The following is a 20,619-nucleotide window of genomic DNA, read 5'->3' as shown; positions in this document are numbered from 1 at the left end:
GCGGCACCGCGCCACCGCGTCATTCTCAGCAAACAATGGAGTTCGCCATGAGACCCGCACGCCCCACCCCTCGGCGACGCGCCCGCACCTGGGCCACAGCCGCCGGCATCGTCCTCCTCGCCGGTCCCCTCGCCGCCTGTGGCGGTGACTCGCAGGACACCGCGTCCGCCGACGCCGACGGCTCGGCCTCCGTAGCCGGCGCCAACCTGGTCACGGCGATGAAGCCGCTGGACGCCTACCCCGTCCCGACGGAGAAACTCGACAACGTCGGCTCCGTCGCCGGAAAGACTGTCTTCTACGTCCCGATCACCAAGCAGGCACCGCAGTTCACCACCACAGAGAAGACCCTCGCCGCCGCCGCCGCGACCGTGGGCCTCCGCCTCCAGGTGTGCGACGGCAAGGGAACGCCGACCGACATCGGCGGCTGCATAAGCCAGGCGACGGACACCAAGGCCGCGGCCATCATCACGGATGCCATCCCGTACGCGCTGGCGGCCAACGGTCTCGACGCCGCGCAGAAGGCCGGCATCCCGGTCGTCATCAGCAACCAGGTGCCCGACCCGTCCCACCCGGCCTCCAAGACGCTCACCTGGGTGCAGGTCCCCGGGAGCGAGCAGCAGATCCGCCTCTTCGACTGGATGGCCTCGGACTCCAAGGGCAAGGCCAACACCCTGGTCAACCAGAGCTCCGACGGCCTGTCGCCCGCCAGCTACGTCGCCGACGGCAAGGCCGCGCTGAAGAAGAGCTGCCCCGACTGCAAGCTGACGGTCAACAAGGTCACGTCCTCCAACTTCGCGCTCATCCCCTCCTCGACCAGCGCCATGCTGCTCAAGGACCCGACCATCAAGTACGTCGACGCGCAGTTCGAGCAGTACCTGCAGCCGACCCAGGGCGGTGTCCAGCAGACGTCGCGTACGGACATCAAGGTCGTCACCGGCTCCGCCTCCCTCGGCGGCATGAAGGCCCTCAAGTCCGGTTCGCTGGCAGCCGTCACCGCCCAGGCCGCGGCCTTCCAGGGCTGGGTCGACACCGACGCGGCGCTGCGCCTGATCCTCGGCAAGCCGGTGCCGGAGTACACCATCCCGACCCGTCTGTTCACCAGGGACAACATCGGCGACGTCAAGCTGACCGAGAAGGCCGAGCTCTCCGGCGAGTGGTTCGGCCCGGCCACCTTCACCGACGACTTCAAGAAGCTGTGGGGCGTCGCGTGAGCGGGCTGCATGACCAGGCCCCGGTGGGACGGACCGGTCTCCCGCCGGCCCCCCGGCTCGCTGTCGACGGGGTCACGATGACCTTCGGTAGCGCCATGGTCCTGCGCGACGTCACCATGGATGTGCGTCCCGGAGAGATCCACGCCCTCATCGGGCAGAACGGGTCGGGCAAGTCCACCCTCGCCAAGATCCTCACCGGCCTCTACCGCCCCGACGCAGGCAGCCGTGTCACGGTCGACGGCGTCGGCCTGCGGCTCCCGATCAGGCCCGACGAGTCCCGTGCCGCGGGGGTCGCGGTCGTGCACCAGAACCTCGGCCTGGTGCCGGACGCCACCGTGCTGGAGAACACCCGGCTCGGCCGGTTCAAGGGCTCGCGCTTCCTTCGCCGGATCGACTGGAAGGCCGAGGCCGCGGCGACGCGGGCCGTCTTCGACCGACTCGGCGCGCGCAGCGTTCCGCTCGACACCAAGGTCGCGGATCTGCATGAGGACGAGAAGGCGGTCGTCGCGATCGCCCGTGCCGTGCAGGACCTGGAGGACGGCCGTGGGCTCATCGTCTTCGACGAGTCGACGCGTGCCCTCGGCCGTGAGTCGCTCGAGCGGTTCTACGCCCTGCTCGACCGCATCGTCGCGACCGGCACCTCGGCCCTGCTCATCACGCACCGCCTGGAGGAGGTCGTGGAGGCCGCCGACCGGGTCACCGTGCTCCGCGACGGCGAGATCGTCGTGGCCGGCAAGGAAGTCGAGGGCATGACGAAATCCGACCTCGCTCACCTCATGCTCGGGTGCGAGGTCGAGGGCCTCGAGCACCGCACGGCGGCCGACGCCGCGACCGACGCCGCCCCCGTCGTGGTCGACCGCCTCACGGGACGCGCCGTGCGCGAGCTGTCCCTGCGTATCCGACCCGGTGAGGTCGTCGGCCTCACGGGCCTCGGCGGGTCGGGCTACGACGACGTCCCTTACCTGATCAGCGGCGTCAGCGAGGCGAAAGGCGGCACGGTGACCCTGCCCTCAGGGCAGGTCGCGCTCAAGGGCCTGTCGCCGGCCTCGGCGATCAAGAGCGGCATCGCGCTCGTCCCGGAGGGCCGTGAGTCGGCCGGTCTCGTCGGCGGGATGACCGTGACGGAGAACATCTCGTTCCCGCAGACCTGCACCGCGAGTGCCTCCGGCAAGGTGCGGCCGCTGCGGAGCGGAGCCGAGAAGCAGCTGGCGGCCGACTGGATCGAGCGCCTCGACGTGCGACCCCCGTGGCCGCACGCGGTGCTCGAGAACATGAGCGGGGGCAACCAGCAGAAGGTGCTCCTGGCCAAGTGGCTCGCGACCGACCCGGCGCTGCTGGTGCTCCACGAGCCCACCCAGGCCGTCGACGTGGGCGCGCGCAAGACCATCGTCGAGGCGGTCCGTGGGGCTGCTCGCGAGGGCCGCGCCGTTCTCGTCGCCAGCTCCGACGAGAACGAGCTCGCGCTGCTGTGCGATCGCGTACTCGTCTTCAGCGACGGTGTCGTCGGGTGTGAGCTCACCGATGAGCTCACACCGCATGACATCGTCCGGACCATCTACACCGACAGCTCGCGCACCAAGCTGCGCGAGCACAGCCCGCAAGGAGCGTCATGACCGTCGTCGACATCAACGTCCACCACCTGCCCGAGGACCTCTTCACCAACGAGAAGATCCTCAACGGCTTCCTCAACAGTGCTCCGCGCGGCTTCGGCGAGGTCGCCGACGTCATCACCATGGAGGACGGCAGGAAGCAACTGGTCCTGGAGAAGCCGAAGGGCTACCCCAACCTCAACTACGTCGAGGGCGACTACTCGACCGAGGCGAAGCTGAACGCGATGGACGACGCCGGCGTCGACTACGGCATCATGCGAGTCCCGGTCTGGCAGGAGTGGCTCGGCCTCGAGACCTGCAAGGCGGTCAACGACAACGCCGCCAAGATCGTCGCCGAGTCGAACGGGCGTCTTTTCTCGACCGCCTGCGTCCCGCCGTGGGGCGGCAAGGAGAACATCCACGAGCTCGAGCGCTGCCTCGACAACGGCGCCGTGGGCGTCCAGCTCGCCTGCCACTACGGCCAGCTCTACCTCGACGACGAGGCGTTCAAGCCCTATCTCAAGGTGCTCAACGACAAGAAGGTCCCGGTCATCGTCCACCACACGCCGCTCCCGGTGGAGTGGAAGTCGGTCATCGACTACCAGAACTTCCGTCGTGAGTACGGCCGCATCATGGACCAGGGCATCGCGGTCGGGCGCGAGCTCTTCAGCGGCATGTTCGACGAGTTCCCCGACCTCAAGCTCACCCACACGATGCTCGGCGGCAACTGGTTCGCGGCCACGGCTCTGCTCACTCCGCACGCCCCCAAGGCCGGCGAGGCGATGCAGCGCCTGTCGACGACCGGTGGCGACAAGATCAAGCAGTACCTCGAGAACAACCTCTTCTTCGACCTCACCCACCCGCACTCCTGGGGCAAGATCCAGGTCGAGGCGGCACTGAAGGTCAACGGTGCCGACCACTACATGTTCGGCTCCTCGTTCCCCGTCTTCCGCTCCTGGATGAGCCAGGGCGTCGACTTCGTCAAGAACGAGCTCGACATCAGCGACGCCGATCGCGAGGCCGTGTTCCACGGCAACGCGAAGAAGATGTTCAACCTCCCGATCTGACCCTCACCCGAGCAGAGCGAGACCGATGAACGCCACACCTGACGAGGACATCGACGGCTTCTTCACGACCTCCCGCACAACGGGCCGTGAGGAGGCGGTCGAGCTCACTGACGAGAGCTATCGCACCTTCCTGCCCGGCCTCGACGACCCCAAGCTCACCGAGGTCCGCGGGATGACCTACGAGGAGTTCGCCCAGGACCGCTACCAGGCACCCTTCCTGCGCGACCTCCTCGTCCACTGGGACGGCCTCTACCGTGAGCCGTTCGTCGGAATCACCTCCGACGGCGCGGTGCGCGAGGGGCTCTACGCCCTGCCGGGCACCGTACAGCCGGACACCGGGAGCGAGCCCTCGGAGGCAGCCGCCCGCTTCCTCGGGATGCTCACTCCCGGCGAGCTGGACGCGGTGTGCCACGACATCGACGCACCGCAGTGGCGGGCATGGAGCAACCCCGAGTTCATGGTCTACCGCGTGGGACTGAGGATGGAGGTGCTCGCCGACGACACGACGTCGGCGATCCACGACATCCTCCGCGCGTCGCTGAGCTCCGACGGCTATGCCCAGGTCTCGGGTGCGATGGAGCTCAACGGCCACCTCGGCGAGCTGACCGGCCTGCCCACGGTCATGAACCGGCACAGCTACTGGTTCTCAGTCTTCGGTGACCCGTCGACGGGTGCACGGGGTGAGCCGTGGGGCTGGCAGCTCTTCGGCCACCACGTGGCCCTCAACTTCGTCTCCGTGGGGGGCCGGCACGTCATCGCACCGGTCTTCCTCGGAGGTGAGCCCGCGCTCCTGGACGACGAGGCCGGCGTCCGGGAGCCGCTCTTCGGGACGCGGGAGCGGCTCGCCCTGGAACTGGCCGGTTCCCTCACAGCCGCTCAGCGCGCCCGGGCCGTCGTCTTCGAGTCCGTACTCGATCCGGCGATGCCGGAGGGACGACTGCACCCCGCCGACGAGCGGCACGTCGCGGGCGCGTTCCGTGACAACCGTGTGATCCCGTACGAGGGGATTGCGGCGGACGAGCTCGACGACGCGCAGCGCGCCCTGCTCCGTCGCGTCGTCGCCGACTTCCTGCACCTGCTGGTCGAAGGGCAGCGCGAGCTGGCACTGGCGGAGTACGACGCGCACGTCGACGAGACCTGGTTCTCCTGGTACGGCGCGACGGACGGCTCCCAGCCGTTCTACTTCCGGGTGCACAGCCCGGTGCTGATCGCCGAGTTCGATGACCACGCCGGAGTCTGGCTGAGCAACAGGCTGCCCGCCCGGTTCCACGTGCACACGACGCTCCGGCACCCCAACGGCAACGACTACGCCAAGGCGCTCATCGCACGGTGGCGCGAGCGGGGCGAGTGATCCGTGCCCCCTTCAGAACCGCGGGTCGGGCAGGGCGGCCTCGTACTTCGTGACCGCCTCGATGGTGTTGACCTCGTGCTGCTTCGCGGCAGCCTCGATGGCCTCGGCCGACGCGCCCGACTCGATGAGCTGGAGGATGCCCTCGTGCTCGGCGATGGCGGCCTGGGCGCGGCCGGGGGCGTACCAGAAGGCCGATTTGCGGACGATTTCGAGCCGGGCCCACTCGTTGTCGACCATGTCGACGAGGCGGCGGTCGGGGCAGCGGCACGCGAGCAGCCGGTGGAACTCCCGGTTGAGCTGTCCGAAGCGGGCCGGGTCGAAGTCGGCCAGCGCCTCCTTCATCTGCCGGTCCAGTGTATGGGCCGCTGTCAGGTCGGCCTCGCTCAGGTGGGGCGCCGACAACGCCGTCGCGTAGCCGCCGAGGCGCGCCACGATCTGCAGGCCCCGCTGCCACGCGTCGGTGTCGAACGTCGCCACCAGCGCGCCGACGTTGGGCACGATCTCCACCCAGCCCCCGGCCTCGAGCCGGCGCAGCGACTCGCGCCACGGCACCGAGCTGATGCCGTGCTCGCGCACCAGCTGGTCGATGACCAGGCGGTGCCCAGGGCCATAAGTGCCGTTCATGATCCGTTCCTTGAGGATCATGAATGCCTGTTCGGTCTTGGTCGCCATGAAGCGAATCCAACCACAATTCCGTACACGATATTGAAGCGAGCTCTCCCTTGAACAGCACACCCGCCTCTCCCCTGGCCCCGGCGCTGCGGGCCAAGCTCGAGTCGGCGCCCGTCGCCGGACTCTCGGCCCAGCTGCGCCGCCGGGGCCTCGAAGGCGTGTTCATCGACGGCGTCCGTCCCCTGGTGGCGGGACAGAAGTTCGTCGGCACCGCCCGGACGCTGCGTTTCGTCCCCTTCCGCGAAGACCTCTTCATCAGCCATGGCGCCGGTTACAACGCGCAGAAGCGTGCCTTCGACTCCGTGGAGGAGGGCGAGGTCCTCGTCATCGAGGCGCGCGGCGAGAAGGGATCGGCCACGTTCGGCGACATCCTCGCGATCCGCGCCCATGCCCGCGGCGCCGCGGCCGTCGTGACCGACGGCGGGGTGCGCGACGCCGAAACCGTCGCCACCGTGGGCATCCCCGTCTTCACGGCGGGGCCGCACCCCGCCGTGCTCGGCCGCAAGCACGTCCCCTGGGACGCCGACCTCACCATCGCGTGCGGCGGTGCCACCGTGCAGCCCGGCGACATCCTCGTCGGCGACGCCGACGGGGTCGTCGTGATCCCGCCGGGGGTCGCGGCGGAGATCGCCGACGCCGCCATCGCGCAGGAGGAGGAGGACGGCTGGATCGCCCGGAAGGTCGCCGAGGGACACCCCGTCGAGGGGCTCTTCCCGATGAACGCCGAATGGCGGGCGAGGTACGAGGCCGAACGCTCCGCCCGGCCGGACACGGCGCGGACCACCTCGTGACCCGGACCCGGCCGGCACCGGCCGCGAGCAAGTCGCGGGTCGCCTACGAGTGGATCCGTGAGCGGATCACGTCCGGGGCGTTCGGCCCCGGCTACCACCTCGTCCTGACGGCGCTCGCCACCCAGCTCGGCATGAGCGTGGTGCCGGTCCGCGAGGCCATCAGTCGCCTCACGGCCGAGGGGCTGGTGACCTTCGAGCCCAACGTCGGCGCGAGCGTCTCCATGGTCGACCCGGACCGCTACATCCATGCGATGGAGGTCATCACCGTGCTCGAGAGCGCGGCGACGGCGCTCTCGACGCCGCACCTCACCCGGCGCGACCTGGCGCACGCCCGGGAACTCAACGCGGCGATGCGCGGCGGGCTCAGCGATTTCGACTTCCGGCACTTCAGCGCCCTCAACCAGGAGTTCCACCACACCCTCTACTCCGGGTGCCCCAACCCCCGGCTCCTCGAGATGGTCGACGCGGAATGGTCCCGGCTGGGCCACATGCGCGACTCGATTTTCGGGTTCGTCCCCCACCGGCCCCGAGAGTCCGTGTGCGAGCACGACGACCTGCTCGACCTCATCGAGGGGGGCGGGACGTCCGACCGGATCGAGCAGGCCGTGCGCCGGCACCGCACCGGCTCCCTCGACGCCTTCCGCACCCACAAGACCCACGGCGCCCACGGCCCCCACCGCAGTGACCGCGTCGACCAAGGAGCCTGACCGTGCTTCCCGACCAGACCCTCACCGAGCTCGCCGCCGAGCTCGAGCGGGCACACGGCGACCGCGCCGTGCTGCCGCGCATCACCGCCCGGTACCCCGAGGCGACGGTGGAGGACTCGTACGCCATCCAGGGGTTCTGGCGCGACCGGCGGATCGCGGCCGGCCGCCGCGTCGTCGGCCGCAAGATCGGTCTGACGTCCAGGGCCATGCAGGCGGCGACGGGCATCACCGAGCCGGACTACGGCGTGATGTTCGACGACACCGTCTGGGAGAACGGCGCTGTCGTGCCGTTCGACGAGTTCTCCAACGTCCGCATCGAGGTCGAGCTCGCCTTCCTGCTCAAAGCGCCGCTGAAGGGTCCCCACCGCACCGTCTTCGACGTGCTCCGTGCGACGGAGTACGTCGTCCCGGCGCTGGAGATCCTCAACTCGCACCTGGAACTCGAGGGACGCACGATCGTCGACACCATCGCCGACAACGCCGGCTACGGCGGCCTGGTGCTCGGCGGGAACCCCGTCGCACCCGACGCGGTCGATCTGCGCTGGATCTCCGCGCTGCTCTACCGCAACGAGACGATCGAGGAGACCGGCGTCGCCGCCGGTGTGCTCAACCACCCCGCCACGGGCGTCGCATGGCTCGCCAACAAGCTCCACCAGCACGGCACCGGCCTCGACGCCGGCGAACTGATCCTCGCCGGATCCTTCACCCGGCCGATGTGGGTGTCGCGCGGCGACACGGTGCTCTGCGACTACGGAACGATGGGAACGATCTCGTGCAGCTTCCGGTGAACCTCCCGGCGACCTTTCGCGAGGCGCTCGCCGCCTCAGACCGCCCCCTCATCGGCATGTGGGTGTGCAGCGGCAGCCCGCTCGTCGCCGAGATCTGCGCGGGCAGCGGCCTCGACTGGCTGCTGGTCGACATGGAGCACGGGCCCAACCAGCTCGAGTCGGTGCTCGCGCAGCTCCAGGCGGTCGCCGCCCACCCGGTCAGCCCGCTCGTCCGGGCGCCGGGCCTGCTGCCGGTCATGATCAAGCAGATCCTCGACCTCGGTGCCCAGAACATCCTGATCCCGGTGATCGACACTCCGGAGCAGGCCGAGGCGGCCGTGCGGGCGGTGCGCTACCCACCGCGCGGCAACCGCGGGGTCGGATCGGCCCTCGCGCGGTCGGCCCGGTGGAACCGCGTCGACGACTACCTGGCCAACGGGGACGACCACGTCTCGCTCTTCGTCCAGATCGAGTCGGTCACCGGGGTCGGGAACGCCGCCGGGATCGCCGCGGTCGACGGCGTCGACGGTGTCTTCGTCGGTCCGTCCGACCTCGCCGCGTCGATGGGCCTGATCGGCCGTCAGACCCACCCCGACGTGGTGGTCGCGGTCGAGCGGGCCTTCGAGGCCGTCCGCGGCGCCGGCAAGCCCGTCGGCGTCAACGCCTTCGACCCGGCTGTCGCGTCCGCCTACCTCGACCAGGGCGCGTCGTTCGTCCTCGTCGGCGCAGACGTCTCCATGCTCGCCCGAGGCTCCGAAGCCCTGGCCGAGCGGTTCATCGGCGCGCCCGGCCCGGGCCCCGCCGGCAAGTGAAGGAGCACCTCTTGTCCCTCCCCCCGGACTACGGCCGTCCCCGATCCCAAGGCCGTCCCGGTGGTCCACGCCGCCGGCCGCCGCGCCACGTCGAGGTCATCGACGTCAAACCGCTGACCCCTCGCATGGTGGCGGTGGTGTTCGCCGGCGAGTCCCTCGCCGACTTCGCCGAGCCCGCCCCGACGGCGCACATCAAGCTCTTCCTGCCGGACGCCGAGGGCAACGTCGCGCGGCCGGTGGTCGGCCCGGACGGCCGCCTCGAATGGCCCGACGGCCGACCGACGATGCGGACGTACACCCCCCGGCGCTTCGATGCCGAGGCCGGCACCCTCGAGGTCTGGTTCGTGTCGCACGGCGATGGGCCGGCCGCGCGGTGGGCCGCGCGGGCCGAGCCCGGCGGCCGTGCCGCCATCGGCGGCCCGGGCGGCGGCTTCTCCGTCGATCCGACGGCGGCCTCATGGTGGATCGGCGGCGACGAGAGCGCCCTGCCCGCGATCGCCACTCTGCTCGAAGCGCTGCCGGACGACGTCACCGGTCAGGTGCACCTGGAGGTCGAGGGCCCCGGGGCCCTCGTCGGCTTGCCGGCGCATGCGGGTGTCGAGGTGACCTGGCACCACCGGGTGGGCGAGCCGGGCGCTGCCCTCGTCGACACGCTCCGCCGAGATGGCCCCGGGGACGACACGCACGTCTGGATCGCCTGCGAGGCGTCGGCGGTCCGCAAGGCCCGGTCGTACCTCCTCGGCGACCGGGCGCTGCCGCGCCCGCAGGCAACGACGCGTGGCTACTGGCGCGTGGGCGAGGCCAACCACCCCGACCACGACTTCGGCGAGGACTGACGGACGTGCCCGTCGTGGGCCGGCGGGTGGAGCCGTCCGGTCCCCCCGCCGATCGCCCCCGGCCGCCCTGGCGGAGGCCGTGCGAACACGGAAGTCAGGGGTGCGCGCGCTGCCGGTGGCACACCCGCTCGTCGAGCGTGGCGGCGGCCGGGATGCCCCGCCGGGTGACTCACGGCCGAATGATGACGTCGGCGAGTCCGCGGCCGTGACGCTCGCTCGTATGACGCTCCGGCCCGGGGAGGCCGTTCCGATACCGGGGAAGCAGCCTCCGGACCGCAGAGACCTTGACGTTCGGATCACCGGCGGATCTTGGCCTCCTGCCGCGTGGGCGGGCTTGCCGGCTCGGGCCGGAGTGCCGCGGCCGTCATCGCTCGCCCTCGTTCCCGAGGGTGACGTCGGTGCGGCCCCCCTCCCGACCTGCGAGACGCTCTCGTACAGGGTGCCGGGTGCGGCTGTCAGGCCGCCGCGAGCGCGGCGCGGGCGTCGACGCGCTGGTGATGGCGGCGCATGACCTGCCGGGCGACCGGCTGGGCGAGCAGTGCCTCGACGAGGAACGCGATGGTGCAGTTCCGCGGCCACAGATGTGCGAACTGCTCAAGGGGTTCGGTGGATACCTGACGCGTGCCGATCCACGTGCCGACCACCGTCATCACGAGTGAGATCAGCAGCACGCTGCACAGGGCGTTCAAGATCATATGGGCGCGGAAGCTGTCGCCCGGGTGCACGAGTCGCGAGGTGAGCAACTGGGCGGGCTTCATCGTCAGCAGCACGACCGCCACGACCGCGACCAGCAGGACCGGCATCACCCGCAGCAGACCGGTCAACATGGCCAGGGTGAAGCCGGCCGTCAGGCCGCCGATCGCCACCGGGATGGTGTTCACCGAGATCACGGCGATGACCAGCAGAAACGTTACGGATTCCTTCGGGTTGCGCGGCAGGTGGGTGTGAAAGGGGTTGTTGCTCACAGTGCAGCTCCTCGTTGCTTGATACGGAGACCGGCAATAAAAACAGCGCCCGTCTCCCGAGCTGACTCGGGAGACGGGCGCTGTTTCGAAGTGCTTGTACGCGCCGGACTTCGCAGCGAACAATACAGGTCCGCAGCGTCTGTCACGGACGAGGACGGCGACGTGCGGCCTCTGCTCATTCCCACGGCAGGGCTCGGACCCCGAGGCTTGCGAAGCTGCTCGGCAGCCTGACGCAACCGTGAGGGCCGAGGCGCCGCGGCCCTCGGCGGGTCAGGAGATCCGTTGCAGGCTCGCGGTGTCGATGTTGGTGGTCCCGCCGTTGGGCGACGGGTAGATCTGGAACCGGAGGGTGCCCGTCGGCACCGGCACGCCGTAGATCAGCACATAGTTCTGGTAGCCGGTCGCGGCGTCGACGCTGTAGTTGCTGCACAAGCTGTTGTTGGCGGTGTAGATGCTCCACAAGCAGAAGGTGCCGGTCGCGGTGCCGGATGCCGAGGAGAGCCACACCGAGGCCTGGTACACCCCGCCGGCGCCGTAGGGCGACACCTCCTGGTAGACGGAGCCGCCGGCGGTGTCGGAGTTGGTGGCCAGGTATCCGGTGCCGTCGTGGGCCGGGGACGGGGCGCCGACCGACGTGTCGTAGTCGGCCCAGTTGACGACCGCGCCCGGGGGCGTCAGCCGCTGCCAGCCGGCGATGCTCTGTTCGAAGGATCCCGCGGACAGCAGGTTGGGGCTGACCACCTCGGGCCGGGCGGGCTTCGTCAGGTTGGTTGCCACGTGCTTGGGGGCCGCGGAGGCTGCCTGCCCCGGGGCCGTGGCCTCTGCCGGGCCGGCGGCGATCACTCCGCACAGACCGACAGCGGTAGCCGCAGGGATCATGAGGGCTTTGAGGCCGGGAAATTTGCTGCGCATGATGACGTCCTTGTCGCCGATCGATTGGGACCGTACGCGCGCTGGGCGTGCTGTGGTGGCGCAGATGCCCGCCGGAGGGCGAGCCGCTGCCACGATTGCACCGGCGATTGATCGAGAGCAACGGCGCCACGACGAGTACGGAGCGAACAAGCCGTCCGGCGCGCAGCGCTGACAAACGGCGCCGCGGCCGTCATCATGCTCGGGCACTTCCACCGGGGGCGGATCATCGCCGGCGCCGCCGGCACCTCACCCAGACACTGCGCGGCCACCGCGCCGAGCCGTGCCCGGACTGACGAATCGTGCAGGCGGCGGCCGACGGCTCCGCCCGGCCCGCCGGCCGCGGCCGGGCGATGACAGCGAACCTGTGCGCTGTACCCGTGTGAGAACGGGGACCAGGCCGTGGTGCGCCCGCTTACCCGGGCCCGCTCCAGGGCCCGCCGCCAGCGGCCGGTGGTAGCAGCGCCCGTCGCCGTGCGAAAGCCGTGGCGGACATCCGCCGTCCGCTCACGCCCGGGAGGGGAATCTGCCAGAGTGTGGTGCTCATGAGGACGTATTGGTCAGCGCGCTGGTTCCGCATGATCGCCGCGGCGGTCGCCGTGGTCGGCGCCCTGGCGGCCTGCAGCGGAGACCCGGTGCCGCCCCCCGTCGACTCGTCCCCGGGCGCGCACGGCGGCGCCGAGCCGCGGGCGAAGCTCCAGGACCCGCCGCAGGCCTTCGCGCCCGATCACGCCTCGGTCCTCCAGGGGAACTGGTTCTCGTCGGTGCGCAACCAGGATATCGACGAGGTCATGACGGTCGGCGACGGACGCGCGTACGCGTACGACACCAAGCTCGTCGGGGTCACCGGCCTGCGGCTGGCGGACGGCGGAACCGCCTGGAGTACCCGGGTCCCCGACGCCGACAAGCTGGTGAGCGCGCCGCGCTTCGGCGGCGGGATCGTGGCCGGCGCCTTCCGTACCGACATCGCGGGGACCGGCACCGCCGAGGACCGGGCCGCGAACGTCGTCGTCGGCTTCGACGCGGCGAGCGGCAGGACGCTGTGGTCGCAGGACGTCGGCGGCGCCGAGAACGACGACAGCGACGTGCTGCTCGCCCAGGACGACCCGGTGCCCGAGGTCATCGACATGGACGCCGAGCACGTCCTGGTCACCGTCGCCTCCCAGGGCTACTCCGAGACGCCGGCCAGGTCCGTGCTGCTCGACGCCCGTACCGGCAAGGTGCTGTGGACCGACGACGACCTGACCGCCGTCGACCTGGACGGCTCCGCGATCGACGGCCTCCGCCGTGACGGCGACTACGCGGGCGTGTCCGTGGCGGACGGACACCGGCTCTGGGAGCGCAGCCTCGGCGTCGGCGAGGCGCAGACGTCGGACGCGGGACCCGGGCTGACGCTCGCTGTGGCGATCGAGTTCGACCTGCTGATCGACCCGGCCACCGGCAAGGTCGTCATCGACTTCGGCGACACCCTGATGACGCGCTGCGACTACGACGGCAGGGACACCACCGTCTGCTCGGGCCGCGGCGCCGATCAGGGCGCGGCCGTGTGGGCCGTCGACGTCCACACCCACCAGGTGCTGTGGCGGCTGCCGGACGCGGCCGCGCACCGCGAGGCGCCGGGCGTGACGGCGGCCTGGCACGGCGTGGTCTACGGCGTCGGGCACGACCCGATGACGCTCGACGCCAGGACCGGCAAGGACCTGCGCGCCACCACGGGCTTGGACGACTCGCCCTTCCTGGTCACCGCGGGCTACGGCCTGGTCTACGACGACCTGTCGCACTCGGTCACCGTCTACCAGGCAGCCGGGGGGTGAACTCGGCCGGCGGCGGTGGCAGTTGGCAGCGGGCTCGACGGGGCGGTGCTCGTTGTCATGGCGCTCGCGGGTGGCCAGGACTTTCTCGGGCGTGGGCTTCGTTCAGGATGAGGACGTGATCGAGGAACTCGCGCCGGATGGTGCCGATGACGGCGATCGTCAACACCTCCAGCATCGGCAGCCGTCGCGCGAACCCCACAGGTCCAAGCATGATCAGCACCTCACGCCGGTCCTCGCTCAGATGATGGCGGCCCCCAGGCCGGCCCGGGAGAGGGTCACCACCCGGTCGAAGGAACTGTCGAGTTCCTCGTCGCCGTGGTGCACGACCAGCAGGCCGCGACCCCGGGTGCGTTCGTCCAGGGCCCGCAGCACCAGCCTTCTGCCGTGCTCGTCGAGGTTGGCGAAGGGTTCGTCGGCGAGGTAGAGGTCCGCGTCCTCGCTCAGCAGGGCCGCCACCGCGGTCCGCTGCCGCTGGCCCGAGGACAGATCCGAGGGCAGGTGGCCGGCGAACTCGCCCAGACCGAGTGCCGTCCGCAGCGGTTCGTCGGGCACCAGCTCCCGTACCGGCAGCGGAGGCAGGTGGACCGGGGCGGTCAGGCTCGCCACCCGGCCCGGCCGCGTGACCGCACCGGCGTCCGGGGCGAGTGTCCCGGCGATGACGTGCAGCAGAGTGGTCTTGCCACAGCCGTTGGGCCCGCGCAGCAGCACGTGCTCGCCCGGATTCAGCCCGAAGTCGTCGAGTGCGACGCCTTCCCCGCTGCCGTCTCCGTACCGGACGAGAGCCCGGCGCACTGACACCATGGCTCCCTCGTCGTGGTAAGGAGCTGTCCTCTCTCCGCGCAGGGTCTGGATCCGTTTGAGTACGGCGGTATTGCGACGGGCCTGCGGGATCACATTGACGAGGTCGAAGATGCCGGTGACGGCCCGCCACAGGGAATTGACGAACGCCAGGAAACTTCCGAAGGACATCCGGCCGGCGAACACGAAGTAGGCCCCGATGAGCATCGACGCGGTGTCGGAGAGGTTCATCACCAGGCTGCTCAGCGTGCTCTGCTTCTGCGCGAGCCGGAAGTTGGCGAGTCCGATGCGCAGGAAGCCGCGCAACGCGACCCTGTTCTCCGTACGGGTGCCGGGCATGAGCGAGGGCAGGCCGCGCAGGGCGTGAAAGGACGCCAGCGTCCGGGTCAGCGTGTTGACGTACCGGGCCTCTGCCTCGCGTTCGGGCTCGGTGTTGTCCTCGATCCGCTTGGCCGTGCGGTTGCTGACGAACACCAGAGGCGGCACGATGACCAGAAGGATCAGGCTGGCCTGCCAGGACAGGTACAGCAGCACAACGATGAACGCGGCCGAGGCCACCGCCTGCCGCGCGATCCGGATCGAGACGTCGACCGCCGGCAGGACGCCTTCCTTGACGTCGTTGTGGATCCGGCTGACGTAGGAGGCATTGCCGGACTCCGCCATCCGGCGCCCGTCCAGCGCGATCGCCCGGTCGAGCAACTCCATCTCCAAGGACAGCACCAGCGTGTTCTCGAACCGCTTCCGCCACCAGGCGAGCCAGTAACTCCCCAGGTTGAGCGTGAAACCCAGCAGCGCGTACAGGGCCGCGAGCCGGGAGAACCGGTGGAAGTCGCTGGTCAGGACTGCCTGGTCGAACAGCGCCTTGAGTAGCAGCGGATGCAGCAGGGCCTCCGCCCCGCACATGGTCGCCTCAATTGCCATGATCACCGAAAACGCGGTCCTGTGGCCGCGCAGAATCCGCCACAGCTCTTTCACGTCGACACCTCGTCGAGCAGGAAATCCGCGGTGCCGCCGTGGTTGGCGCGGTGGAGGACGCGCAGGACTCCGGCCGAGCCGGTCGCGTAGTCGCACGAGCAGCGCAGGAGCCCTTCGCCGGGGACGCCCAGTGGCGCGGTGCCGTCCTGACGGGGCAGGCCGAAGCGGGCGGCGGGCTCGAAGAGGAAGACCTCGCGGACGAAGTCCAACTGGCGCAGTGCGGTGTCCCGGTAGGAGGAATCACCGGTGAACGCCGCGGCGTCCAGCAGCGCGTCCGCGATGCCGCTCATGCCGAAGGCGTAACCCGGCAGTACCGACTGGCCCACGTCCAGGGCCCGCAGCACCTGGCGGGCGGCTTCGAAGTCGCCGTAGCGCAGCAGCACCTGTGCGACACCGGCGTTGCCGACCTCGACGTACGGCTCCATCGTGCCCTCGTGCGCGAACATCGGCACGCCGTCGACCGGCTCGGCATGGTCCATCTCCCAGGCCAGTGCGCCGCGTCCCAGGCGCAGGAAGGACGCGTCGCCGGTGACCTGGTGCATGCGCAGCAGGAACAGCGCGACGCCGGCCTGCCCGAAGCCGAGTCCGGTCAGCGGCTGGTGGTTGTCGCTTCCGGAGTAGTCGTTGAGCCAGAAGGTGTGCCGGCCGTCGTGGTGGGCGCGCTCGCGCAGGAGCTGGGCGCACTGCTGAGCGGCGGCGAGGTCGGCGTCGTGTCCGCTGGTGAGGTGGAAGCGCAGGTTGGTCATGCCGAGCCCGGCCAGGCCGTAGTAGAAGGTGTGGTCGCCGACGCCGGGGGCGCGGCGGTTGGCCTCGGCCAACAGGCGGCGGGCTTGCGGGTGCAGGCCCAGAGAACCGGCCGCCCAGGCGATGCCTGCCAGGCCGTTCATCAGGCCGTCGGGGTAACGGGCCGGTTCGGCAGTGTCGAGCCGGTCGCGCAGCCAGTCGCGCCACTGGGGGCGGACGGGGATGCCGGAGGCGTTGAGCGCCCACAGGACACCGGCGGCTCCGAAGCCGAGGCTGAGCGGGTTGGTGACGTGGGCGAAGGGGTCCACCGGGAAGAGGGTGGCCCGCTCGGTGTCGGCGACCGCCGTCACGAACGCGGCCACTCCGGCCTGTACCCCCGGCAGCCCGAGCCGCTCCTCCACCACCGGGCGCCGAGGCGCGACCGCCACCTGGCCGAGCAACTCCTCCTCGTCCGCGAGCGCGCCGAGGACCTCGGTGAGGGTGGTCCGCGCCTGCGCCAGCTCCATGATCAACTCGTGGACGCGGGCCGGCCAGCCCAGGCGGTCGGTGAAGACGCGGAAGAGGCCGAGGACATCCTCGCGCAGGTACGACATCGCGGCGATCGGGAAGACGAAGTACGCCATGGTGGTTGCCAGCCCGTACAGGTCGTCCTCGGGGGCAGAGGCCCGGAAGCGGCGCTTGGAGTGGCTGAAGCCGGGGGTGAACAACTCGACCTGCTCCGCCAGGTGTGCGTCGTCCCGCGAGTCCGCCTCGGCCAGCCGGCACGACTCCAGGTCGATGACGGTGACGTCGAAGGTCTCGGTGTCGACCACCAGGTTCGCGGCGGTGAGGTCGCCGAGGATGACCTTTCGCTCGTGGGCGGCCCGCACCGCCCGCGCCAGCCCGCGGAACACCGCCAGGTAGATCCGCAGGAACTCGCGGGACCTGTCGGTGTCGATCACCGGGCGGGCGAGCGGATTGTGTTCGAGCAGCACCGAGCGGATGTCGGTGCCGCCGATGTGCTCCTCGGCGACGAAGTGGTGCTCCCAGTGGCGGAACGCGGCGACCGGGGTGGGGAAGCAGTCCAGGTCGCCCAGCCGGTTGATGAAGGTCCACTCACGGGCGAGGATGCGCACCGCGTCGTGGTCCAGCCGCGGATTGAGGTTCGTGTGGGGACGGGCCTCCTTGAGTACGACGACCCGGTCGTCGTCCGCGGTGTCCTCCGCGGTGTAGACCCCGCCGCTGTTGGAGAACTGGATCGCCCCGGTGACCCGGAAACGGCCGCCGAGCAGCCCGTCGCCCTCCGGGGTCCCCGGCTTCCAGTCGCTGAACGGCCAGGACACCCACCACGGGTGGGCGTGGCCCGGGCGACGGTCGTCGTCGACCGGCCCGTCGGGCCCGGTGATGTACGGCACCCGCCGGCCCATGACGTCGACGGTGTGGGTGTCCAGGAACTGGCCGTAGCGGAAGTACAGGGACCTGTTGTCCCGGAAGCGCAGGTCGGACAGGACATAGGCGCCCTCGGCCCCGTCCAGCAGGCGGTTCAGGTCGGCCAGGCAGCTGCGGAACTCGTCGTCGTCGTGTGGGTAGACCGTGATGAATTTCCCGCCGCTGCCCCGGGCCATCGCCTTCGAATTGAGCATTTCAAGGATGTTGAGGTCGAGAGCGATCTTGAAGTCGATGTCCCGGGCCGTGAGGTACCCGATCGCCGTGTCGGCGATCTCCTGCGCGTTGCGGTGGTGCCCCGACACATGGATCTTCCAGCCCTGGGCAGGCAGAGCGGGATTGTGCCGATGACTCCACCAGATACCGCTGCGGACAAAACGCGCACGAGTCCGCTCGTCGAGCAAAGCGAGGAAATGGTCCCGTCGCGGCTTGTAGAAGACGTCCAGCGGATCGAAGAAGAGCGTATTGTTCCAGGCGTAAAGGAATCGGTTGACCCATCGTTCGTCGCGCATCTCCGCCTCCGTGGGCCTGTGGAGCACCTTCGTACGGTCACCTTCACGCGCTCGGGCGACCGCTGGCGCCGCGCGCTGCCGGGAAACGGATCGGGCGGCGGGAGCCCGGAGGTCCCGCCGCCCGGTCCGTCAGCCCTCTTCCTTCACGTCGCAGCAACTGCTGCTGCTGCTGGTCACGCTGACAATCGCCGGCCTGTTCGTCGATACGCTCGGCTGCAGCGTCTGTAGATCGAGCACGCTCATAACGGCATCTCCTCTTCATGCGGCGGGGGACTGCGGATCACGAAAAAGGCCTTGCCGCGTCCGGGTGTGTACCTCTCGTACGCCATGCCGATCAAGACGTACGACTGCCCGGTGGGACAAGGCTCAGATTCTCCGGTCGATCTGCCGACCGTGAGACGAAACGGTCGCCGAGAATGCTGTTCGGCGTCAAGTGGAAGGGGCTGCGAAGCAGATACGTCATTGTGATGAGGTGGCGGCACCGTCCAGCTCCGGGCGGTGCACAAGCCCGGATATCCCCTTCTGGCCGAAAAAGCAGACTTGACGGGCCGTCGATGTCCCGGCCGGGCCGGCCCGGCCGAAGCCCCACGGAACCCCTTCGCCCCCACCGCCTCATGACACCCTCCGGCGTGGTGGCGCCACGGACGCCCCGGCGTAGACACACACCGTCGCATGACGGATGCGCGCGGCGACGCCCGGGGGGGAACCCGCCCGCACCCGGGTGGGCGGGCGGGGGGCAATCCTCAATACCGGTCGCCGTGAGACAGGTGAGACATCCGCACGGGTCCCGCGTACGCGAAGCCGTTTCGCGTTCGAGGTGGAGCCCGCCGTCGAGCCCGAGACGCGCGACGCCGGCACTCAGGTCCGGCCGTAGCCGCCTCGTTCCTCCCGTTGTGGATATTTCGGGACGTTCTTCCTGAGTGCGGCCCTCTGTTTGCCCCCATGAACCAGGGGAAGGCCCCCGAGAAGGCTGCGCGGCGACCCCGGGCTGAGGCAGTGGCGCCGGAGCCGGCTTCCCGCAGTGAGTCACGCCCTAGAGAGATGCGCATCGTGAACATTCAGATCGTCTCGCAGCACCCTCCCAAAGGCATCTGGCACGGGCTGTGCGACAAGGAAGTGCGCTCGGTCGACGGGGAGCGCGTCGTGACCTGGACGGGGCTGATCGACCCCGGTGACGTGGCCCCGGGCCTGCGGTTCGCCATCCCTCCCACGCCCGGCGTGCGCGAAGGGGACCTGGACGTGGTCTTCGGCTACGCCGACGGCAGCGCGGTCCCGCAGGACGCCATCCGCCGGCTCGTGGACGCCGCGGAGCCTGCGGGCCGTACGGACGCCTGGGCGACCCTCACCTTCGAGGTGTCGGGGGAACTGCGCGACACGGTCGTCATGACGGTGACCCAGCGGGGAGAGGGGTTCTTCGTCCCCTCCCACAGCCCGCAGGTCGGCACCGAGGACTGACCGGCGCGCGTGCCCGGGCGAGCGCAGGTCAGCTCCGCCTGCCCCGCCAGTCCAGGCAGACGACCAGCGCGTCGTCCAGCGCCTCCACGTCGCCGCGGTGCCCGCGCAGCTCGTGCAGTATCGCGCGGGGCACCTCCGGGGCGGGCAGCATCCGGGTGGAGTTCATCGCACGGCTCAGGACCCTTTCCTCGTACCGCTCACCGGCCGGGGAGGTGGCGTCGTAGACGCCGTCGCTGAGAAAGAGCAGGCGGTCCCCGGGGCGTACCCGGAAGGTCTGGCTCTCGTACAGCGTGTCCTCGAACATGCCGAGCGGCAGTTGCGCGTCGAGTTCGACCGGGCTGACCTTGCGCTCGCGCAGGAGCCAGGCCTTGGGGGATCCGGCGTCGATGACCTCCACCACGCCGGTCGGCAGGTCGAAACGGAGCAGGAGGGTGGACAGGTGCAGGTCACCGCGGTGCAGGCCGTAGATGGCCTGGTCGGCGAGGCACGCCTGGTCGATCAGCGAGAGGCCGGCCCGGCGCGCGTTGCGCAGGGCGTTGATGCCGAGGCTGGTGAGCAGGGACGCCTCGATGCCCTCACCCATGCCGTTGGTGAGCGTCAGGGAGAAGTCGTCGGCGGTCGCGGACCAGTCGACGTTGTCACCGTAGACGCCGTACGCGGGTTCGAGCTGCGCCCCCATCTCGTACTCGCTCCGCGCGCAGCTGCTTCCCGGCAGCAGCTGCCACTGCATCTCGGCGGCGAGCGTCAGCCGCCGCACCCGCTTCGCCTGGAGGTACAGGTCGGTCTCGCGGTCCGCGATCAGGATGGCCCGCCCCAGCGATTCGGCGATCTCGGCGAGTTCGTCCTCGACGCCGTGGCCGGCCGCGTCAGCGGGAAGGGTGACGCACAGGACACCGATGCGCTCGCCGCGGACGCTGACCGGCAGGTGGAGCTCGGTCGCTGTGTCGCCGGACGGCTCCCGGACCGGGCGCTGGGACGCGAAGGCGCGGCCGGGAGCGCTCGTGTGCACGGGCACGCCCGGCGAAGTGAAGGGAAGGGCTTCCACGGCCTGGAGTATCGTCATTGAGTAATCTGCCATCAGCAGGTCGACGCCCAGTGCAGCGTACTGGGTGGTCAGGGCGCGGCGGAGTACCGGCAGCAGTGCGTGGGGCTCGACGGTGCGCAGCATGCGCTCCACCGCCGCGGATCTGTCCATCTGTGTACCTACCGCCTCAGGAAT

The 20,619-nt window shown here is 70.2% G+C and carries 19 protein-coding genes; 11 read left to right on the top strand and 8 right to left on the bottom strand.

Annotated features, from left to right (window positions below):
* The first annotated feature begins 47 nt into the window (after nucleotides 1-47).
* From OHA86_RS05985 to OHA86_RS05970, 4 genes are all read left to right on the top strand, one after another.
* On the top strand, nucleotides 48-1,211 hold the full coding sequence (locus tag OHA86_RS05985; RefSeq protein ID WP_329173138.1) for a sugar ABC transporter substrate-binding protein: 1,164 nt from the start codon (nucleotides 48-50) through the stop codon (nucleotides 1,209-1,211).
* Nucleotides 1,212-1,288: 77 nt separating this feature from the next.
* On the top strand, nucleotides 1,289-2,824 hold the full coding sequence (locus tag OHA86_RS05980) for a sugar ABC transporter ATP-binding protein (protein ID WP_329173136.1): 1,536 nt from the start codon (nucleotides 1,289-1,291) through the stop codon (nucleotides 2,822-2,824).
* Nucleotides 2,821-3,867, top strand: coding sequence for an amidohydrolase family protein (locus OHA86_RS05975; RefSeq protein ID WP_329173133.1), 1,047 nt, complete (start codon nucleotides 2,821-2,823; stop codon nucleotides 3,865-3,867). The genes OHA86_RS05980 and OHA86_RS05975 overlap by 4 nt, the downstream gene beginning before the upstream one ends.
* Before the next feature lie 25 nt (nucleotides 3,868-3,892).
* Entirely contained in the window at nucleotides 3,893-5,218 is a 1,326-nt protein-coding gene (locus tag OHA86_RS05970) for a DUF3500 domain-containing protein (protein ID WP_329173132.1), read from the top strand.
* A gap of 12 nt (nucleotides 5,219-5,230) precedes the next feature.
* On the opposite strand, the gene OHA86_RS05965 is transcribed toward OHA86_RS05970, so the two are convergent.
* Nucleotides 5,231-5,890: a GntR family transcriptional regulator gene (locus tag OHA86_RS05965; RefSeq protein ID WP_329173130.1), complete on the bottom strand. Its 660-nt coding sequence runs from the start codon at nucleotides 5,888-5,890 to the stop codon at nucleotides 5,231-5,233.
* A gap of 50 nt (nucleotides 5,891-5,940) precedes the next feature.
* On the opposite strand from OHA86_RS05965, the gene OHA86_RS05960 reads away from it, so the two are divergent.
* The 5 genes from OHA86_RS05960 to OHA86_RS05940 are packed head-to-tail and all read left to right on the top strand — an operon-like array spanning nucleotide 5,941 to nucleotide 9,803.
* Complete coding sequence (locus tag OHA86_RS05960; protein WP_329173129.1) at nucleotides 5,941-6,681, top strand: ribonuclease activity regulator RraA; 741 nt, start codon at nucleotides 5,941-5,943, stop codon at nucleotides 6,679-6,681.
* Entirely contained in the window at nucleotides 6,678-7,388 is a 711-nt protein-coding gene (locus OHA86_RS05955; protein WP_329173127.1) for a GntR family transcriptional regulator, read from the top strand. The genes OHA86_RS05960 and OHA86_RS05955 overlap by 4 nt, the downstream gene beginning before the upstream one ends.
* A gap of 2 nt (nucleotides 7,389-7,390) precedes the next feature.
* On the top strand, nucleotides 7,391-8,176 hold the full coding sequence (locus tag OHA86_RS05950) for a fumarylacetoacetate hydrolase family protein (protein ID WP_329173125.1): 786 nt from the start codon (nucleotides 7,391-7,393) through the stop codon (nucleotides 8,174-8,176).
* Complete coding sequence (locus OHA86_RS05945) at nucleotides 8,161-8,967, top strand: HpcH/HpaI aldolase family protein (RefSeq protein WP_329173123.1); 807 nt, start codon at nucleotides 8,161-8,163, stop codon at nucleotides 8,965-8,967. The genes OHA86_RS05950 and OHA86_RS05945 overlap by 16 nt, the downstream gene beginning before the upstream one ends.
* Before the next feature lie 11 nt (nucleotides 8,968-8,978).
* Nucleotides 8,979-9,803 (top strand): siderophore-interacting protein, encoded by an 825-nt coding sequence (locus OHA86_RS05940; protein WP_329173122.1) that lies wholly within the window; start codon nucleotides 8,979-8,981, stop codon nucleotides 9,801-9,803.
* A gap of 455 nt (nucleotides 9,804-10,258) precedes the next feature.
* On the opposite strand, the gene OHA86_RS05935 is transcribed toward OHA86_RS05940, so the two are convergent.
* Nucleotides 10,259-10,768 carry a hypothetical protein gene (locus tag OHA86_RS05935; RefSeq protein WP_329173121.1) on the bottom strand — a complete coding sequence of 170 codons (510 nt, stop codon included), beginning with the start codon at nucleotides 10,766-10,768 and terminating at the stop codon, nucleotides 10,259-10,261.
* A 270-nt stretch (nucleotides 10,769-11,038) separates the two neighbouring features.
* Nucleotides 11,039-11,545 carry a hypothetical protein gene (locus tag OHA86_RS05930; protein ID WP_329173120.1) on the bottom strand — a complete coding sequence of 169 codons (507 nt, stop codon included), beginning with the start codon at nucleotides 11,543-11,545 and terminating at the stop codon, nucleotides 11,039-11,041.
* A gap of 677 nt (nucleotides 11,546-12,222) precedes the next feature.
* On the opposite strand from OHA86_RS05930, the gene OHA86_RS05925 reads away from it, so the two are divergent.
* The gene (locus tag OHA86_RS05925; protein ID WP_329173119.1) at nucleotides 12,223-13,491 is read left to right on the top strand and encodes a PQQ-binding-like beta-propeller repeat protein; all 1,269 of its coding nucleotides are present in this window, start codon (nucleotides 12,223-12,225) and stop codon (nucleotides 13,489-13,491) included.
* A 55-nt stretch (nucleotides 13,492-13,546) separates the two neighbouring features.
* Here OHA86_RS05925 and OHA86_RS05920 read toward each other — a convergent pair whose 3' ends face one another.
* The 4 genes from OHA86_RS05920 to OHA86_RS05905 all read right to left on the bottom strand — a co-directional run bounded on the left by OHA86_RS05920 (nucleotide 13,547) and on the right by OHA86_RS05905 (nucleotide 18,188).
* A complete protein-coding gene (locus OHA86_RS05920; RefSeq protein ID WP_329173118.1) occupies nucleotides 13,547-13,711 on the bottom strand; it encodes a hypothetical protein in 165 nt (54 codons plus the stop codon).
* A gap of 17 nt (nucleotides 13,712-13,728) precedes the next feature.
* Nucleotides 13,729-15,264 carry an ABC transporter ATP-binding protein gene (locus tag OHA86_RS05915; RefSeq protein WP_329173116.1) on the bottom strand — a complete coding sequence of 512 codons (1,536 nt, stop codon included), beginning with the start codon at nucleotides 15,262-15,264 and terminating at the stop codon, nucleotides 13,729-13,731.
* Nucleotides 15,261-17,945 carry a class III lanthionine synthetase LanKC gene (gene lanKC / locus OHA86_RS05910; RefSeq protein WP_329173115.1) on the bottom strand — a complete coding sequence of 895 codons (2,685 nt, stop codon included), beginning with the start codon at nucleotides 17,943-17,945 and terminating at the stop codon, nucleotides 15,261-15,263. The genes OHA86_RS05915 and lanKC overlap by 4 nt, the downstream gene beginning before the upstream one ends.
* A gap of 129 nt (nucleotides 17,946-18,074) precedes the next feature.
* Nucleotides 18,075-18,188 (bottom strand): class III lanthipeptide, encoded by a 114-nt coding sequence (locus OHA86_RS05905; protein ID WP_329173113.1) that lies wholly within the window; start codon nucleotides 18,186-18,188, stop codon nucleotides 18,075-18,077.
* An 807-nt stretch (nucleotides 18,189-18,995) separates the two neighbouring features.
* Here OHA86_RS05905 and OHA86_RS05900 point away from each other — a divergent pair.
* Nucleotides 18,996-19,400, top strand: coding sequence for a hypothetical protein (locus tag OHA86_RS05900; protein WP_329173112.1), 405 nt, complete (start codon nucleotides 18,996-18,998; stop codon nucleotides 19,398-19,400).
* Nucleotides 19,401-19,428: 28 nt separating this feature from the next.
* Here OHA86_RS05900 and OHA86_RS05895 read toward each other — a convergent pair whose 3' ends face one another.
* Nucleotides 19,429-20,595, bottom strand: coding sequence for a PP2C family protein-serine/threonine phosphatase (locus OHA86_RS05895; RefSeq protein ID WP_329173110.1), 1,167 nt, complete (start codon nucleotides 20,593-20,595; stop codon nucleotides 19,429-19,431).
* Nucleotides 20,596-20,619 lie beyond the last annotated feature (24 nt).

The sequence above is a fragment of the Streptomyces sp. NBC_01477 genome, from assembly GCF_036227245.1.
In the GTDB taxonomy this organism is placed as follows: domain Bacteria; phylum Actinomycetota; class Actinomycetes; order Streptomycetales; family Streptomycetaceae; genus Actinacidiphila.
The sequence above is the reverse complement of the archived record's forward strand: the minus strand, read 5'-3'. Positions and strand labels throughout refer to the sequence as shown.

Coding starts and splice junctions, on each gene's coding strand:
- OHA86_RS05985 (WP_329173138.1), top strand. CDS start 48: ATGAGACCCGCACGCCCCACCCCTCGGCGACGCGCCCGCACCTGGGCC.
- OHA86_RS05980 (WP_329173136.1), top strand. CDS start 1,289: ATGACCTTCGGTAGCGCCATGGTCCTGCGCGACGTCACCATGGATGTG.
- OHA86_RS05975 (WP_329173133.1), top strand. CDS start 2,821: ATGACCGTCGTCGACATCAACGTCCACCACCTGCCCGAGGACCTCTTC.
- OHA86_RS05970 (WP_329173132.1), top strand. CDS start 3,893: ATGAACGCCACACCTGACGAGGACATCGACGGCTTCTTCACGACCTCC.
- OHA86_RS05965 (WP_329173130.1), bottom strand. CDS start 5,890: ATGGCGACCAAGACCGAACAGGCATTCATGATCCTCAAGGAACGGATC.
- OHA86_RS05925 (WP_329173119.1), top strand. CDS start 12,223: ATGAGGACGTATTGGTCAGCGCGCTGGTTCCGCATGATCGCCGCGGCG.
- lanKC (WP_329173115.1), bottom strand. CDS start 17,945: ATGCGCGACGAACGATGGGTCAACCGATTCCTTTACGCCTGGAACAAT.
- OHA86_RS05905 (WP_329173113.1), bottom strand. CDS start 18,188: ATGAGCGTGCTCGATCTACAGACGCTGCAGCCGAGCGTATCGACGAAC.
- OHA86_RS05895 (WP_329173110.1), bottom strand. CDS start 20,595: ATGGACAGATCCGCGGCGGTGGAGCGCATGCTGCGCACCGTCGAGCCC.